A 17,299-nucleotide genomic window follows, 5' to 3' on the forward strand; every position below is an offset into this window, starting at 1 on the left:
TTCTTCAACAGTTACGTGGAAAATTGATATCAAAATGCTCTACTGCAGCTCAATATCAAAAATGCTTCAGCGAGTCAATATCAAAGATACTTTATATTAACATTTATTTACTGCTCAATATGCTATATAGGTACTGAAGTCTTATATTTACCGCGTATTCAGAGTTATCCTGAGATACCTATGGATGAATGTACACTGTTGAAACATAAAGTTACTCAGGAAGAAAAAAGTAAAGTAAAAAATATAATATGATTTCATTCCAATTTATGGAATTCCAATCCAAGTTGTAGATTTTTAGTCTGATTTTTTAAGATCAACTTCATTAGCCCTTTCTGAAAGCCAATCAAAGCTATCCAGTAAGAGAAGAAAAAAGAAACGAGAATCCGATAGACTTTATAGTCTCTACAGACACCTCAGAAAATCAAGCGGTAAGATCAAGTCGGACATCAATTACTGAATCTTCATTTGCTTCTATTTTGGATATTGTCAGCAAATTACCATTTCTTTCCAGTAAAGTCGCTTTTGTGACCTGAACCTGATGACCATCCATCTGCTTCTGGTTGTTATTTTTATGGACGACCAGGAGCTTCTGTCCTTTCTCAGCTCCATCTCCTATTTTGGACATGATATTTCGTATGACCTGTTCAAAATCAGAATAAATCAAAATTTCCGACTTATTTGCAACCTTTGTAATAATGCCAATAGGTTCCAGACTAAGGTGCATATAGCTTTCCTTCTTTACCTACTTACACAAGTAATCAAATAATACTAACGTCTGAGTAATAATAACTTGCGATACAGAATATCTGATTTATTATTTTATAATGGTTAAGCTTCAGACATCCTCCTTAATACAGCAGAACCAATATATATACTTTACTAGATTGAAGAACCTGCAATCGAAATTGTCTGAAGAAACACGAATAAAATTAGAAAAAATAGTATATATTGAGGTAAAGATATAGATAAATACCAATAAATTTATATTTAAAGCCGAATAAGACCAGAAGATCTGGTAAAAAATATTATAACTGCTATTTCATATTAATTAACAGATTATATAGAAAATTTCTGAATTATAAAAGAGATATTGCTAAACTGTCAAGTATTTCTAAAAAGAAACAATATTTAGCTGTTAGAAAAATTCATTATTTAATTCATATTATGAAAATAAGAAAGCGAAAACGTAGTCTTAATATAAAAATAAAGAAAAAGTTAGTGATATTTTCTGCGATTAAATTCGTATATTGCGTTATCAACTTTGCTTGAGAGCTCATTCATTCGTTCTTCAATCTTTGTTTCCGTACTCTCCATGTTGACCTTGAGGGTACGATCTTTCGCTTCCATTTTGTCTTCGAGTTCCTGAAGCCTATTATTAATAGAGATAAGCATAACAGCTAATGTTCCAACTAGGACCATAACCGAGAGAATAATCAGGGGATTTGTAGATTTGTATGCAAATCTTCTAAGCCATTCAAAGGATAGAAGAAAAGATGACAGAACCATCACAACAAGAAATACTGTATCTCTAGTTTCCATCGTATACCTCTAACATACCTGTAAAATTACTCCGTATACACAAGTTTTCGTAATATAACCTGTTTCAAAATTGTCAAGCGAATATTCCATTAAGGTATTTACTGCTTTTCTATTTTTTACGATTTCCTATTTTTATTTTTTTCTATTTTGCTTATTTTTTAAAGAAATATAATATATAATTTTTTTCGCAAATTATTATCTATAAGCCCATTTCATTACTTTTTGTTATTGCCCCCACGAGAAAGAATTCAGTATTATATATAAAAAGCATGTGTAGGAAAATTTTTATCTTTGAAAAAATACAAAAGGGGAATATTCTCTCCGGGTAAAGTTATATAAGTAATCCAGAAGAATCGGAGCTGAAAAGACAGCAAGTATATAAAGGAATAGAAAAGGCATACTGTTAAGAATTAAGGAGTTTAGCACTTGAGTTCCATCGAACAATCAATTAAAGATTATTTACCTATTATTTCCATGGGAGGACTAATCCTTATAGTGCAGATTCTTGCACTTTTTTTGTCCACGCCAATGGAAGTTAATGAAATGCAGGCTTTTGAAGACCCGACCCAGGTGTCTAATTCCATATATTATATTGTAATGATCCTGGTTTTCACTCTGTTTGTCCTTCTGGCACTGAAGAAGAATATGAAATGGGTAATCAGCCTCTTTATTTACCTGGCCATAGTAAGCACTCTCTATTACGTAATCTTCGCCTTATTTACCCTCATCCCATCTCTTTCAGGGTTTGAGGCTATTACCTCAGTTGTGTTATCAATAGGAGTAACAGTGTTGCTCTATAAATATCCAGAATGGTACATCGTTGACATTGTTGGAGTTTGTATTGCAGCAGGGGTCAGTGCCCTGATAGGAATTTCCCTCTCAGTTGTCCCTGTAATAGTACTTTTACTACTTCTTGCAATATACGATGCTATCTCGGTATACAAAACAAAGCACATGGTAACTATGGCCGAGGGGATAATGGATCTGAAACTTCCAATCCTGTTTGTAATTCCAAAACACCTTAACTATTCATTCTTAAAGGAAGACTTCAAACAGGGAGAAAAGCATGAAGCGTTTTTCATGGGTCTCGGAGATGCGGTTATGCCTACCCTGCTGGTAGTCTCAGCAAACGTCTTCATGAAAGGTAATTTCTACCCAATCCTTGGGGCTATCCTAGGGACGCTTATAGGACATGCAGTCCTTTCCATCCTGGTAATGAGAGGAAAACCGCAGGCAGGGCTTCCCTTCCTGAATTCCGGAGTGATCCTGGGATTCTTTGCGGGGGTTCTGATCTCAGGGGCCTCAATCCTGTGAAATTAGTATTTCTTCGCATATTTTTATTTTTATAAATTTTTAGTTTATTTTCAGATTTTCGCAAAGATTTTTTTATTTAATAGCTTAATCACTTGATATGTCCAAAAGAATTGCAGTGGTCTTTGACAGTGCCGGAACCCTTCTACATATGTACAGGGTTGCAAAGGAAGCCAGTACCGGTAATATCCTTGAAAACATAGAGAGCACTGCTATTGTCGCGCAAAAGAATGGATGTGGGCTTGTAGTTCTGAATGCCGAAAGTGATATACTCCTGCGCTCAAGAAAAGATATGCCTCTGTTTGAGTTTATAAGAGAGTACAGAGTTTCAATAGGTATAAGCTGTTCAAAAGGAATTTTTACCCCAGAGATCGCATGTGAGATTATAAGGGGAACCTCCCCAAGAATGGGCGACGTACATGACGTGCTGGAAGCGGTTACAGCACGTTGTCCAGATGTTTTTTACCTTGCAGCAGGCCTGATAGTTGACTCTGAGGCTAGAAGCGTACCGTACGTACTGAGTACAGGCGGGCATGTATTCAGTACCACATTACAAACTGTCCAGACTCTCCATTCCATGAAAGTGGATACGTATATAGCGTCTGGAGATAGTTTATTCGCTCTCGTGCAATTGGCTGAGTTTATAGATATTCCCCAGGAAAGAGTCTTTGCCTTTTCAAACACCCTGATGAAAGAAAAAATAGTTCTGGAGCTAAAGCAAAAATATGAAAAAGTAGTTATGGTAGGGGATGGGATCAATGACATACTGGCATTCAGGGCCGCAGACATAGGAATAATGACAACACAACAGGGTGACAAAAGACCCCAAGAGCTAAAAGAAGCAGCAGACGTGATAATTGACAATATTATAAAAGTTGTGGATGTGGTAAAAGCGCTGTAACCGAGAAATAAAGAGAATTATTATATAAACGGATCAATATAACACGATGGGTCAGTATAATAAGACGAATTAATATAACAAATCGAATCAGTATAACAGAACGAGAAAGTACTGATTAAGCAAATTCATCAGATGAGGTTGGCTTTACTTTAAATCTGCTTTAAATGTTAACAGTGAAAAAATAATGCGTTATGTTTATGTAATCTTTACTCTTATGTAGTTGTTGCCCAAATGTGTGAAATTCGTTAAATGTATGAAATTTGTTGTTTGTACTTATATTATTCATTTATGGTAACTGCTTTTCACTCTTGAGCGATATGCCCAGGCAGGTAAGAGCCACCAGAAAGTATTGCAGCCCATAATTGCGGAGGAAAATCCATGCCAGTATTTATTGAAGTCAAAAACCTAACCGTAGATTTCGACGGTCATAAGGCCCTAAAAAACGTAAACTTAAACATCAACGAAGGAGAAATCGTTGGAATTTTGGGAAAAAGCGGGTCTGGGAAAACGATTCTAATGCATGTACTGCGCGGCACAGAATCTTTTCAAAACATTTCAGGTGAAGTAATTTATCATCTAGCCCGCTGCCCGAAATGCGGATACATAGAGCGCCCCAGTAAAACAGGCCAGAAGTGCCCGGTCTGTGGAGAAGCGCTGGAAGCTTTCGAAGCTGATTTCGTAAAACTTTCCCTTTATGACCCCGTAAGGAAAGATCTTACAAAACGTATAGCTATCATGCTTCAGCGTACCTTTGCCCTTTATGGAGACGAAAGAGTTCTTGTAAACGTTATAAATTCCCTGAATGAAATCGGATATACTGGGAAAGACTCTATGAGAAAAGCGGTCGAACTGCTGGAAGAAGTAAACTTGAGTCACCGCATGATGCATGTTGCAAGAGAACTTTCAGGTGGAGAAAAACAGAGGGTTGTGCTTGCAAGACAGCTTGTGAGAAGTCCTTTGCTCCTGTTAGCTGACGAGCCCACAGGTACCCTTGATCCCATGACTGCGAAGCTGGTTCATGATGCCATGATCAGAGCAGTCAAGAATTACAATATGAGCATGGTCCTGACTTCGCACTGGCCTGAAGTTATTGAACAGCTGGCAAATAAAGCTATCCTGCTTGAAAACGGAGAGGTAGTCAAGGAAGGGGATCCTCTTGAGGTTTCTGCAACCTTTATGCAGAGTGCCTCCATCGTGAAGCAGGAAAAGAATGTCATAGTAGGGGAACCTATAATCAGGGTAAGAAATCTCGAAAAGCGTTATATATCAGTTGATCGAGGCGTGGTAAGAGCTGTAGACAGTATCTCTTTTGATGTAAAAGAAGGAGAAATCTTCGGGCTAGTTGGAGTGAGTGGAGCAGGCAAGACTACAACCTCAAAAATTCTTATGGGAATCTTACCCCCCACATCCGGAGAGGTTGAAGTTCGTGTGGGAGATGAATGGGTTGATATGACAAAGTTAGGAGTGGAAAATAAAGGAAGAGCAACCAAATATATGGGATTCTTGCACCAGGAATACGGCCTTTACACTCACAGCTCCGTAATAGATAACCTTACCGAGTCTATTAGCCTTGATCTGCCTTTTGAACTTGGAGTTAGAAAAGCCATAATCACTCTCAAAGCTGCCGGTTTTGAAGAAAACAAGGCAAAAGCTATTTTACCGAAAATGACCGATGAATTGAGTGAAGGGGAGCGCCATAGGATTGCACTTGCACAGGTCTTGATCAAGGAACCGAGAATAGTTATTATGGACGAACCAACAGGAACTATGGATCCGATTACCAAAGTATCTGTGACGAACTCTATTCTGAAAGCCAGAGAGGAGATAGGAGAAACATTTGTTGTGATTTCTCATGATATCGATTTTGTAAATGAAATCTGTGACCGTGTCGCACTTATGCGTAACGGGAAGATTGTAGATATAGGTGAGCCAAAGAAAATACTATCTCAACTCACTGAAGACGAAAGGATCCAAGCTGCAGAAGAAATATAAATATGCTCCCACCTCATAGTATGGAAGAATACTGAAATGAGGTGCCGATTACGAGTAATGAGATCAGCGTAGAGGTGAACGGGGAAAAATATACCTTATCTGCAGGCTCTACCCTTGGAGACGCCCTTAAAGTTTCCAGAGCCCCTTATATAGCCGGTACAGCGGTTGGAATTCTGAAAGAGGCCGCTAAGGAAAAGACAGAAACAGTCACCGAATACGCTATCAATACTCCTAGGGGAGAATTCAGGATAGAAATAAAAAATCCTGAATCACCTTCAGGAAAATTATGGGCTGAGCATTTTAAAGAGTACGAGGGAAAATCTGTCCATTGGGCAAGTCCTGAAGCTCTGGCTTTCGGGCCCTTTGAAGCTGAAATTAAACCTTCGCGTGAGACAGGAAGCTTTGAAGCGTTTGAGGTAATGTTTGGAGCAGGAGGGTTTGATCCCCATAATACTCATCTTATTTTTTCACTTAAAAGACATACTGCAGAATATGGGACTCCTGAAGACGGAGTTTTTGCAGAAGTTGTGACAGGAAGAAAAATCATATCCAGGCTTTCCAGAGAAGATACAATTCTTGGTATTGAGCCAATTATAGAATGGGAACAAATCTCAGAAAAGACCTGTACAACTGATCTTTCTCTTCTGCTTGAAGATGGGAACAAAATATTTACTTATTTTGAAGTCGAGCTTTCCAGGAATGCTCCCAGAGGGGCAGAAAATTTCTATGCCCTGACCCGTGAAGGAACTCTCAATGTAGATGTTACCACCAGCTCATTTATTTCAGATGATAGCCTAAAGGGAGAAACTACCCCTTATGAAAATTTCGAGCCGAGACGAGAAGGTGCAATTTCGGTCCGAACAGTTGGGTATGGTTTGGGCAGAACATATATTTCAAGAGAGGAGCGGCCTTCAAGCCTTGTACATTCAATTGTAGGGCAGGTAACGAAAGGTATCGAGCTTATCAAGCTTGCAGAAGAAGGACAGAAACTTTCGGTTGAGTGTCTTCCTCCCCAGATAGTGCTTCTGGGGCATAGCTTTGAAGATGTAGAGCCAGTACTTTCTTCCATAGGGGTTGAACTGATAAAAGACGGATACACTGGAGAGGATGCCGTAATCGTCAGTCAGGATCCGCCAACAACCCTGGAGATCCTTGGAGAAGCAAAAGTAACAGCATATGCAGTATCCAGAGATAAACTGATTGAGATTGAACTTTACCCTGAAAAAGCCCCGAAATCTGTGGACTTCTTCCGCCATGGCCTTGAACTTAAGACAAAAACCGTTGGGAAGCTACCTGTCTATATGATATATGACGACACTTATCTTTTTAAAACAGAAAAGGAAGTCGTGAAGTATAAGGAAATCCTTCCAGAAAATACTCCCACGGACAAAGTACTCGGAGGAGAAATAGGGATCACAAATCAGGCGGCAAAGAGAATGGGGATTATAGGAGTGAGACTTGGAGATGACGAGCTTTTCGGCCCCACAGGAGAAAGATTTTCTTCAACTAATATTGTCGGCCGGATAGTTAATCCTGAAAAGCTCCTAGGAGTCAAAGAAGGAGATACGGTATACGTAACTGAAACTGTACGCAAGTAAAGTTAAAAGTATAAACAGAAAACAATTGAATAAATACTGAAGCACGCATAAGAAAGATAATATATAAAAGAAGTAATATACATGTGCACAGTAATAAGTAAGTATCCGTGTAGCACCCGATGATAAATTACTCGAGCTGAAAATCGTCTTGGTGGTGCTAGGTTAAAACCTTACTAACAAATAACTTAGATAATAGATAAGTCAGCTCATAATAATGCGGCCGCTTTAATGAATCCAGATCTTTAAGCGGATTTACATGAATTTATCAAATGTGAAGTCTCCCGAGGCTAAGGAGAGACGAAAGATGACGGAAACGAAAAAAGAAGAGATTACAAAGTACATTGTAATCAGTTCGGATAAAGTGCTGCCTTCAGACGCAGCTATGAAGATCTACGAATCAGAGTTTCCAGTTACGGTAAAGGAGACCTGTTTTGGACTTATCGTATCAGGAGCCAAAGATGATGTCGAGACACTGGTCGAAAAAATCCGGCAGCTGGATAAAAATCATATTTTTGTAAAAGACAGGGGATTCCCTCCAGGAGATGAGAGGCGCTGCCGCGCAAGCAGGGGAGGGGGTCCACGGCCTGGGTTCCATTTTTTGAGGGAAGAAGTAGAGATGCTCCCTGCCATAGGGGCTGCACTTGACGAACTGGAAGAAAAGGAATGTTTAATGGAGAAAAGCAAAACAAAATGCAGGCTTAAAACTTCGGACCTGGAGAAAGTTATTGAAGAAGAGCTTGCGAGGTGAATTTCTTGGCAAAGGTTTTCATTTACCCTATTAACAGTCTTATTTTAGCCGATCTGGTTGAACGTTTCGGGCACAAGCCCCTTACCATGATGAGCCAGATCCGAGGAAAAGTTACAAGCCTCAGCCTTGATTCTCCTCCTATAAATATTACTCCTGAAGATCCTAAATTGGGTCTTAAATATGCTGCAATTGAAGTACCGGCTGGAGTGAGAGGAAGGATGTCGCTGATAGGTCCTCTTATAGAGCAAACAGAAGCTGCAATTATAGTTGAAAATCCGCCTACTGACTTTGGCTGTGTGGGTTGTAACCGCACAAATGAGCTGACGAAGTATCTTGTCCGCTCAAAAGGTGTCCCTGTACTCGAGGTAAAGTACCCGGAATCCGACGAGGAAGCCCGCGACTTCGTAAACGAAATCGTAGCATTTCTGGAGTCATTGCCTAAAGAAAAGCCTGAAGACGAAAAGGTGGAAGAGAAAGAATCGGCAGAAAAGGAGGACAAGAAATGAGCGCTGAAGAATCTTCACTTGTCAAAATTGCACTAGTATCCTGCGGCTCTGAGTATGCCGGAGTTCAGCCCGAATTTGAAGAAGCCGCAGCTAAGGTAAATGCAAAATTTATTTATCCTGAAATTGATGTTGCATCCATAGATACTATAGGCAAAGATTTCGGGCTTGAGGTTGCGAGCGGAGATCTTAGGCTTATGATGGCCAGGGCAAAGGCTGTTGTTGAAGGCACAACTAATGCTGAAGGGGTTTTTATCACTACCTGTTTTCGATGTGCTGAAGGAGCTATTGTACGAAATGAGGTCAGAAGGTACATTCATGAGCACTCCAACATTCCGGTAATCAGTTATTCATTTACCGAAAGCACCAGTGCAGGTACGCTGCTCACTCGCCTGGAGGCTCTTACTACAATTGTCAGACGCAGGCACCTTCTTACAAGAGAAGTTCAGACCGGACTGACTGCGGGAATAGACTCAGGGTCAACAACCACAAAAGCCGTGATAATGAGGGACAATAAGATAATAGGTAAGGGCTGGGTACCCACAACAAAAGTTCTTGAAAGTGCTGAAGAAGCTTACTCTATTGCCCTAGAAGAGGCCGGGGTTGCCAGGAAAGAAATTCAAGCTATAGGTACAACGGGATATGGTCGTTTCCTTATAGGGAACCATTTAAAAGCTCAGCTTATCCAAGAAGAAATAACTGTCAACTCAAAAGGAGCCGTCTATCTTGCTAATAAGCAGAAAGGCAATGCAACAGTAATTGATATAGGCGGTATGGACAACAAGGCAATCTCAGTTCAGGACGGAATTCCCGGTATGTTTACAATGGGGGGAATCTGCGCAGGTGCTTCAGGACGTTTCTTTGAGATGATCTCAAAGCGACTTGGTGTAGATATTACTGAATTAGGAGCCCTAGCAGTCAAAGGCATGCACGAAAATGTATCCATGAACAGCTACTGTATAGTCTTTGGAACTCAATCCCTTGTAAATTCCCTTGCAAAAGGAGCTACCCCTGAAGATGTGGCTGCAGCCGCTTGTTATAGTGTGGTAGAACAGATATATGAGCAGCAGTTGCAGGAAGTGGATGTTAAAGAGCCGTTGATTCTTGTAGGTGGGTCATCACTAATTGCAGGAGTTCCAAAAGCCCTCGGAGAGCTTCTCAAGATCAATGTCCTTGTGCCCGAGAACTCACATATGATAGGAGCAGTAGGAGCAGCTTTGCTTGCTTCGGGCTTTGTGGAGGAGTGAGGGAAGGATGGATTCGCTTGAGATCTTTGATGTCGAGTCCGCAATTGCTTCGGAGCAAGAATTTTACAGAAAGATTATCGAGGACAATCTTGTAAATCTCAAGCTTGCCCCGGCAATAGGGAGAATAAAGGTAGTGTTGAGACCTGAAGATTCTCTCTTTCAGATGGCAATTCTCCTGAGGGATGTGGGTACCAGAGTTACAACAGCTGATGTCGCAGATATTGAAGCAAAACCGGTTGCCCGTGAGATAATAATTTCGATCAAAAAAGAGCAGTATATTCCAGAATTACTGGGAAAACTCTGGGAACGCTACGGGAAAGCAAACATCAGTCAGCCGGACCGCTGGACTGTAGCCATAAGTACGGATAAACCAGAGGAAGAAGCCGCTTTTCTTAAAGATATGATGGTTGCAGATCCCAGGCACAGGCTTCATGAAAACCTTGTTGATTTCGCAATCCGTGTCACTCCAGAGGGTTTCAGGGTTCGGTATCATCTATATAAAGGTAACCAGTTTATTTTTGTGGCGTCTGAGGAAGCACTAAAACAAGAATGGATTAAAGAGGCAGGAGCGATGCTTGAAGAACTGACGAAAGGAGGGAAAAAGTAAGATGGCTGTACTTCAACCCTATCTTTATACAGGTGGCGTCCACAAGCATGGACTTTTAATTGAGCTGCTGGAAGACCTGGGAGGCTACATAATCCAGAAAGTAATTACAGGGACTGAAGTCAACCTTATAATGCTTATTCCGGAAAAAGATGTCCCAGTAGTGAAAAAACAGTCTGATGAACTGCTCGGGATGATGATAGAAGCTCCCCTGACTGGAGTTGAGATTGCAGTTGTTTCACCGACCCTTGCTTCTCATCACCTTCCACATTCAGCCTGCGACGTAGCAGAGTATCTTCGCCATCCCGGGGCCAATACGAACATGATAGGACTTGCAAGAGGAATGGGGCGCAGAGTCTCTCTATCCATGGATTACGAAAGGAAACTTATCAACGAACACGATATTGCAGTTTTCACTTTCGGGTCGTTCAGTGACTGCATAATAAACAAGAAGCCAAAGCTCTTTGAGGGCATAGAAATCCCGATTGTGGTTACAGGCGGACCGGACCTGAAGACCGAAGACGTCCCCGGAGCAGACCTTTACGTTGGAAACATAGGAAGGACTTCTCATAGGTTAAGGAAAACCGAGGAGGTTAGCGCCCTTGATAAACTTAATGAAGGGATTGGAAAGATTGCTGACAATATTCGTAAACAGCAGGCAAAAGATCCTCTTGCAGTGCTCCCTGCCAGAGTTATGAAAGAGATTGAAAACCAAGTTCCGGAAATTAGAACTGTACTTTCGCCTGCTCCACTTACCCTCCAGCTTAACGGGCTTAGAGTCAAGTTGCCTTATGATGAATTTCATGAAAGGCTTGAAAAACTGGAATTTGATGAAGGAGTTAATCTTTCCGAGCTTTCAAATATTTCCAGATCAAAAATGAAAAATTATATATTGATAAAAATCAAATCTAAGTCTGACGTTGGTTTTGCAATTTGACCCGGGTTCTGTTGCTTTAATAGTTATCTACTTTACATTTTACTGGGTTCGTGTTTTTTCACTTATCCTTTAGAATGTAAAGCCTATACAGAAAACGGTGTGTGAATCTTTTTTCCACGTTAATCTATGCTGGTGGTTTCGTATGGAACTTGAGGATATTGTGGAAATTTTGAAAAAGGATCCTGAGAAAGCTGTTCCTGAACTCCTTGAGGATGTCCGGAGTCAATATGGTGAAGTTCCCTACATAATGAATTTCATGAAAGATCTCCCGGAGATTTTCATCCCAAAAACACTTTATGAAAACTCCATAATGAGGGGATTCAAGAACCTCGATCCAGAAACAGTTGAACTTATTGCAATAGGTGTAGCTTCTGCCCTTCGCTGCGAGCATTGCCTGAAAATGCATATTAGAGTCGCAAAAAGAAGAGGGATAAAGAAAGAAAAAATATTTTATGCAATTATGATAGGCGCATCAATTTCCAATGCCGCAGTGCTTGCCGAAAGTACAAGAGCTCTTGCATCCGAATTTCCGGACAACGGAAACAAAGAAGAAAAACACTGCTATGATCCAGACTGTGAGATATGCAATATATCTAGCCGCTCTTAAATAAACAGAAAAAATTTGGCAAATTGCCAATTCGTTTTTGAGGGTTTTATAAATTCAGTTTGTCAGGAATCTGATTATTTTTGAGAAGAATTCTCCAATCGGAAGTTATTAACAGAAAGCATACTCTCCGTCAAGTAGACAGTACTCTTGCACCAGATTCTATACCAAAGTCTGCAAAATATGTGTAAGAAATGATACTGTTACTTCAGGATCAAACAACTATTTTATGGAGGCCGGTTTATATAAATAGAGACAGTAGATCTGGAATTAAATTGTCCTTTGTGCTGTTGCTGATGGTAATTGTTTTATCCAATATCTCGGCCGCATCTGAAGCAAATTCAGAAAGGATTTTAGACCATCCGTGGGATCACTCTCCTATAACGGTATATATAGATGATAGCAATGTGCCTGAGCACTACAGCCCTACTTATTATGCACAGATAGAAAAGGCTATGGAATACTGGGTGGAGGGAGGAAATGGAAACCTAGAGTTCACGCCTGTTTTTAAAATTGTGGATTCGAAAGATGCGGATATCAGAGTAAAATGGGTAGAAAATCTGGAAGAAGTTGAAGGTGCTCCCTCAGGCGTTGCTGGTTATGCAAGGCCCAGGATATCGGATGGTCGATATGTAAGGGTAGATATAGTGCTTGAGGTAGGAAACTATCAGGGTAAAGCCTGGCGCCAGTACGGAGATGCGACAATGCTCTCTATTGTGAAGCATGAGTTTGGACACGCTCTTGGGCTGGGACACAGCAGTGATAGGAGGGATATTATGTATCCCGAATATGAGCAAAGAGACAATATAAACCCCCTCCTCTTGAGTAAATTTGGTCCCTTACTGCGTATAGCAGCTCTTGCAGCTCTTGCAGTTCTCCTGTACCTCGGGGTAAGCTGGCACCGCAGCAAGAAAAAAAGGAAAATACTTGAGGATAAGTACTTCAAGTAAAAAGTTATATTTAAATAACCTCAAATCGAATACGAATTAAATAGGTAGCTCTGGAGGTTCTTTATTTTCTATCGCAAATCTTTGAAAGAATTCTTTAAAATGGTCAGGAAGGGCATCCATCTCCAGAATATTCTCAAGAGAACTCCATATATGTTCAGTATGTTCGTGGCTTAACTTTACATCAGCAATGATATATCCTCCATCATATACTATGGCAATCACCTTTTTTTCCGGAAGCTCAAAGGTAGCATATCCTGCGATTTCTCCAGGAACGATTGAAATTCCAGTTTCCTCCCAGACCTCCCGCACAACAGCTTCCTCAAGGGGTTCTCCGCGAATTAACTTTCCCCCTGGAAGATCCCATTTTTCTGGATTGCTGTGGGAGTTTTCCGACCGCCTGAGAAGCAGGAATTCACCTTTCTCGTTCCGGAGAATGGCATAAACAGAAACGATGTAAGGTTTCTCTAGATTCATACAATAATATGTGAGATTTCTCTGTCTTAAAGGCTGGCTCTTTTAATATCTTCAAGATACAATTTTCTCTTAAAGTGAGGAAAAATTGAAACCGCAGAAAAATGGTCTGAAATAAATAAGGTCGAATAGAAAAATCAATACCGAAAAAGGTAAAACCAAGAAAAAGGTGAGTTTAATAGAATCTTGGCAGCTACTTGAAAAAAAGTTCTCAACTAAAAAAGCAAAACAGGAAAAGAGAATAGAGGACTCAATATGACTCGCTGGACAGGAAAAACAGTATATTTAGACCTTAGCTCCGAATCGGTAAGTACAGTCAGGACCGATGAAAACTTAATTCGAAAATACCTTGGCGGCCGAGGGCTTGGGGTAAGATTGCTTTCCGAGCTTACAGATGCTAATATTGACCCTTTTGACCAGGAAAATCCCTTAATTTTTACTTCAGGGCCTCTTTCAGGCCTTGCTCCGATGGCTTCAGGGACAGTCCTTACATCGAAATCACCGTTAACAGGCACAATATTTAGCTGGAACATGGGTGGGGGTTTCGGGGGAGAGCTCAAGAAAGTTGAAATTGATGCTCTGGTAATCACCGGAAAGGCAAATAGACCTTCCTATGTGGAAATAAAGGGAGGAAGCATTAAAATTTTGCCCGCAGAACATCTCTGGGGAAAAAATATTAGAGCATGTACCGAAGCCCTTGAAAGCAAAGGCAGGGTGGCCTGTATTGGTAGAGCAGGAGAAAAGCAGGTTCTTATTTCTTCCTTTGTTGTTGATTCCACACATATCGGAAGAGGAGGTCTTGGTGCAGTTGCTGGTTCAAAGATGCTAAAAGCTGTGGTTGTAAAAGGAGAAAAAGAACTTTTGCCTTCCGATCCAGAGAGCTTCAGGGAACTTAAAGCAAAAGTATTGAAACTTTTTGATGCAAGCCCCGTGCTTTCCAAAGGTCTTGCAAATTATGGGACATGTGCTTTTGTAAAATTACTCGATTACATGAATCTTATCCCCAGCAGGAACTTTACCGGAAGGAAGACTTCTTTCTCAGACGTGCTTTCAGGAGAACATATCAAATCCACTTTCGAGCTTGAAAATGAAAGTTGCCCTTGCTGTCCTCTGGGTTGTAAAAAGAGAATTAAAGAAACTGGGCAGATTTTGCCTGATTATGATTCCCTTTGGGCCTTCGGATTTAACCTTGAAAACCCTCACCTGAATTCCGTGTTTGAAGCTGATAGGATATGCAAGGATTATGGACTTGACCCTATTTCAGCAGGTTCCGTGCTTGGAGCGTGTAGAGAACTTAAAGCAAGAATATTTGAAGATAATGAACTGGAATCCATGCTCTCTAAAATTGGAGAAGGAGGAAAACTCGGAAATGGAGCCAGACGATACTTTTCAGGCATTGGGAAAAAAGATTTAAGCATGGATGTAAAAGGGCTCGAACTTGCAGGTTTTGATCTGCGAGGGATAAGGGGGCAGGCCCTGGCTTATGCTACATCCACCCACGGAGGAGACTATCTGACTGCTTTTATGGTCGGTCCCGAGGTACTTGGAAAGCCTGTAAGTCTTGACCGTTTGAGCCTTAAAGGAAAAGCAGGTATCCTTCAGGTATTTGAAAATCTGACTGCAGTTCTAGACTCTTTTGTATTCTGCCCCTACTCGGGTTTTGTCCTTAACGAAGAACTCGTTTCAGCTCTCCTTCTTTCGGCTACAGGTATGGAGATATCCCCTGCAGAACTTCTGAAAATCGGAGAAAGAATCTATAATCTGGAGAAAACTTATAACCTCAAAGCCGGATTTACCCGGAAAGATGATACCATCCCTGAAAGGCTGTTTGAAAACAAGGGAGAGGATAAAGAACACGGGCTTCCCAAGCAGGAGTTTGAAGCTGCACTTCAGGAATATTACCATTACCGTGGCTGGGATGAGGAAGGAATACCGAAGCCGGAGAAATTAAAGGAGCTTGGACTCAGCTTTAAAGAAGAAAACTGAAAAGGCAGTTCGAGAGGTTAGAAGTATAAAATTAATTTGGTATAACGCGTCTCAAAGAGAAAAAGAAAGGAAAAGTATTTTAGAGCATTTTACTGTATACAAGCTCCAAAAATAATAAATTTTATAAGGTAAAGGATTTTCTCTTTGAAATCTAATGTTTCCTTTAATCCAGTATTCCACTAACCTGGGTTTTTCCAATTTATTCAAGAGATTTCAGGCAAATATTCCCGAAATCCAGTCTAAAGACGCAGAATCTCGCACAAGCGTTATATAGTCAAGGATAATTAATCGTATTAGTTCTCGATCTGTAGATTGATTCTGTAGTCACCCCAAACCAGGAATATTTTCCATTTTTCCATGCAGAAGATTAGCAATGTGTGGACAGAATAAGAGACAGGCTTAAAAATTAGGAAAGCCTTCTTATACTACTTCGTCGGAGCCGCGGAAAGTGTCCGGCAAATCCGAAATGGCATTTACAACTTATTTATAAACATCCAAAAACGTATGGGAGAATCATTATGAAACAGCAGGTAGAAGTAAAAGAACTTAAAGAAGGGAAATATGTAATCATTGATGACGAAGCATGCGTCATAAAAAGCATTACCAAGTCCAAGCCTGGGAAACACGGAGCTGCAAAGGCAAGAGTCGAAGCTATAGGCCTCTTTGACGGTCAGAAACGTTCCTATATAGGTTCAGTTGCAAACAAAGTCTATGTTCCGATTGTGGAAAGGAAGACTGCACAGATAATCTCGATCACTGGCGACATTGCCCAACTCATGGACATGGGAGACTTCTCAACCTTTGAGATCGTAATTCCTGATGAATATAAGGATAAGGTCAAAGAGGGCGAAGAGATTTCTTATATTACGGCCCTTGGCAAGGTCAAGCTCGATATACGGACATAAACTTTCAAAACTAAAGTGAAAACTCAGGTTAACAGCCTGAGTCATTCTTTTTTAAGCAAATAATTTCATATCAGGTTAAAGTATGTTTTTACCCAATTCCTTTATAGACGCTCTTGCAGACTATGAATCTGCACGTTATGTTATCTTCGGTGTGCCTTTTGATAATACCTCTTCTTACAGGGCAGGCAGCCGCTGGGCTCCAGACGCTATGCGACAGGTCTCTGCTAATTTTGAGAGTTATAACCCGACTTTTGACATAGATCTTGTGGATCTTCCGATATATGATGCAGGAAACCTGGAAACTTCAGCCTCGGTTGATGAGACCCTGCAGAGTCTCTACGACGCTACAAAAGACCTCCTGAATGACGGAAAGCTTCCCATTATGCTTGGTGGAGAGCATTCTCTGACTTTCGCTATGGTGAAAGCCTGTGCCGAACTCGCAGGAGAGGACTTTGGAGTCCTTGTTCTGGATGCTCATTTTGATCTCAGGGAAGAGTACAGGGGCTTTAAGAATAACCATGCCTGCGTGTCCCGAAATATTCTCAATGAGGTTACGAAGAATCTTGTCTCTATAGGTATCAGAAGTGGTCCGGAAGAAGAATGGGTCTTTGCCAGGGAAAATAACCTTAAATATTATACAGCTGACGATGTGGAATCCACAGGCATGGTAGAGATCCTCAAAGAAGCCATTGAATGGCTTGATTGCAGCCAGCTATATCTTTCCCTTGATATGGATGCAATAGATCCGGCTTATGCTCCTGGTCTCGGCACACCTGAGCCATTCGGTCTGAGTGCTCGGGATGTAAGGACTGCGATACGGACGCTTGCTCCGATCTCAATGGCTTTTGACGTCGTAGAAATCGCCCCTGAATACGATTCCGGGCAAAGTGCCATGCTTGGGGCAAAATTAATGAGAGAGTTTATAGCTTCCCATGCAAATAGTTGCAGGAAAGCATGAGCTGAGAAAGCCGAAAAGTAATCCTGAGAGATCCAAAATTCGCAA

General features: G+C 40.9%; 17 protein-coding genes. 14 read left to right on the forward strand and 3 right to left on the reverse strand.

Annotated elements, in window-relative coordinates:
• Window positions 1-421: 421 nt before the first annotated feature.
• Window positions 422-724: a hypothetical protein gene (locus BP549_RS09745; protein ID WP_292372158.1), complete on the reverse strand. Its 303-nt coding sequence runs from the start codon at window positions 722-724 to the stop codon at window positions 422-424.
• A gap of 491 nt (window positions 725-1,215) precedes the next feature.
• On the reverse strand, window positions 1,216-1,539 hold the full coding sequence (locus BP549_RS09750; RefSeq protein WP_292372160.1) for a hypothetical protein: 324 nt from the start codon (window positions 1,537-1,539) through the stop codon (window positions 1,216-1,218).
• Window positions 1,540-1,965: 426 nt separating this feature from the next.
• Between BP549_RS09750 and BP549_RS09755 the strand changes: the two genes are divergently transcribed.
• The 11 genes from BP549_RS09755 (at window position 1,966) to BP549_RS09805 (ending at window position 12,934) form a co-directional block, all read left to right on the forward strand.
• On the forward strand, window positions 1,966-2,853 hold the full coding sequence (locus BP549_RS09755) for a presenilin family intramembrane aspartyl protease PSH (protein WP_292380222.1): 888 nt from the start codon (window positions 1,966-1,968) through the stop codon (window positions 2,851-2,853).
• A gap of 97 nt (window positions 2,854-2,950) precedes the next feature.
• Window positions 2,951-3,751: an HAD family hydrolase gene (locus tag BP549_RS09760; RefSeq protein WP_292372164.1), complete on the forward strand. Its 801-nt coding sequence runs from the start codon at window positions 2,951-2,953 to the stop codon at window positions 3,749-3,751.
• Window positions 3,752-4,129: 378 nt separating this feature from the next.
• Window positions 4,130-5,743, forward strand: a complete 1,614-nt coding sequence (gene atwA, locus BP549_RS09765; protein WP_292380224.1) for a methyl coenzyme M reductase system, component A2 — start codon at window positions 4,130-4,132, stop codon at window positions 5,741-5,743.
• Window positions 5,744-5,784: 41 nt separating this feature from the next.
• Window positions 5,785-7,341, forward strand: coding sequence for a methyl-coenzyme M reductase-associated protein Mmp3 (gene mmp3 / locus BP549_RS09770; protein WP_292380226.1), 1,557 nt, complete (start codon window positions 5,785-5,787; stop codon window positions 7,339-7,341).
• Between the two features lie 304 nt (window positions 7,342-7,645).
• The gene (locus BP549_RS09775; protein WP_292380229.1) at window positions 7,646-8,089 is read left to right on the forward strand and encodes a methanogenesis marker 6 protein; all 444 of its coding nucleotides are present in this window, start codon (window positions 7,646-7,648) and stop codon (window positions 8,087-8,089) included.
• Window positions 8,086-8,595 (forward strand): methanogenesis marker 5 protein, encoded by a 510-nt coding sequence (locus tag BP549_RS09780; RefSeq protein WP_292380232.1) that lies wholly within the window; start codon window positions 8,086-8,088, stop codon window positions 8,593-8,595. The genes BP549_RS09775 and BP549_RS09780 overlap by 4 nt, the downstream gene beginning before the upstream one ends.
• Window positions 8,592-9,839 carry a methanogenesis marker 15 protein gene (locus BP549_RS09785; protein WP_292380234.1) on the forward strand — a complete coding sequence of 416 codons (1,248 nt, stop codon included), beginning with the start codon at window positions 8,592-8,594 and terminating at the stop codon, window positions 9,837-9,839. Before BP549_RS09780 ends, BP549_RS09785 begins: the two co-directional genes overlap by 4 nt.
• Window positions 9,840-9,846: 7 nt before the next feature.
• Window positions 9,847-10,446 (forward strand): methanogenesis marker 17 protein, encoded by a 600-nt coding sequence (locus BP549_RS09790; RefSeq protein ID WP_292380236.1) that lies wholly within the window; start codon window positions 9,847-9,849, stop codon window positions 10,444-10,446.
• Window position 10,447: 1 nt separating this feature from the next.
• On the forward strand, window positions 10,448-11,380 hold the full coding sequence (locus tag BP549_RS09795) for a methanogenesis marker 7 protein (protein ID WP_292372177.1): 933 nt from the start codon (window positions 10,448-10,450) through the stop codon (window positions 11,378-11,380).
• 142 nt (window positions 11,381-11,522) lie between these two features.
• Window positions 11,523-11,987, forward strand: coding sequence for a carboxymuconolactone decarboxylase family protein (locus BP549_RS09800; RefSeq protein WP_292372179.1), 465 nt, complete (start codon window positions 11,523-11,525; stop codon window positions 11,985-11,987).
• A 293-nt stretch (window positions 11,988-12,280) separates the two neighbouring features.
• Window positions 12,281-12,934 (forward strand): matrixin family metalloprotease, encoded by a 654-nt coding sequence (locus tag BP549_RS09805; protein WP_292372181.1) that lies wholly within the window; start codon window positions 12,281-12,283, stop codon window positions 12,932-12,934.
• A 36-nt stretch (window positions 12,935-12,970) separates the two neighbouring features.
• Here BP549_RS09805 and BP549_RS09810 read toward each other — a convergent pair whose 3' ends face one another.
• Window positions 12,971-13,408, reverse strand: a complete 438-nt coding sequence (locus tag BP549_RS09810; protein ID WP_292380238.1) for an NUDIX domain-containing protein — start codon at window positions 13,406-13,408, stop codon at window positions 12,971-12,973.
• Window positions 13,409-13,660: 252 nt separating this feature from the next.
• Between BP549_RS09810 and BP549_RS09815 the strand changes: the two genes are divergently transcribed.
• The 3 genes from BP549_RS09815 to speB all read left to right on the forward strand — a co-directional run bounded on the left by BP549_RS09815 (window position 13,661) and on the right by speB (window position 17,254).
• Entirely contained in the window at window positions 13,661-15,391 is a 1,731-nt protein-coding gene (locus tag BP549_RS09815) for an aldehyde ferredoxin oxidoreductase family protein (protein ID WP_292380240.1), read from the forward strand.
• A 518-nt stretch (window positions 15,392-15,909) separates the two neighbouring features.
• A complete protein-coding gene (locus BP549_RS09820) occupies window positions 15,910-16,296 on the forward strand; it encodes a translation initiation factor IF-5A (RefSeq protein WP_292372187.1) in 387 nt (128 codons plus the stop codon).
• Window positions 16,297-16,378: 82 nt separating this feature from the next.
• Window positions 16,379-17,254 (forward strand): agmatinase, encoded by an 876-nt coding sequence (gene speB / locus BP549_RS09825; protein WP_292372189.1) that lies wholly within the window; start codon window positions 16,379-16,381, stop codon window positions 17,252-17,254.
• Window positions 17,255-17,299 lie beyond the last annotated feature (45 nt).

Origin of the sequence: Methanosarcina sp. UBA289 (assembly GCA_002496565.1) — an archaeon.
GTDB lineage: Archaea > Halobacteriota > Methanosarcinia > Methanosarcinales > Methanosarcinaceae > Methanosarcina.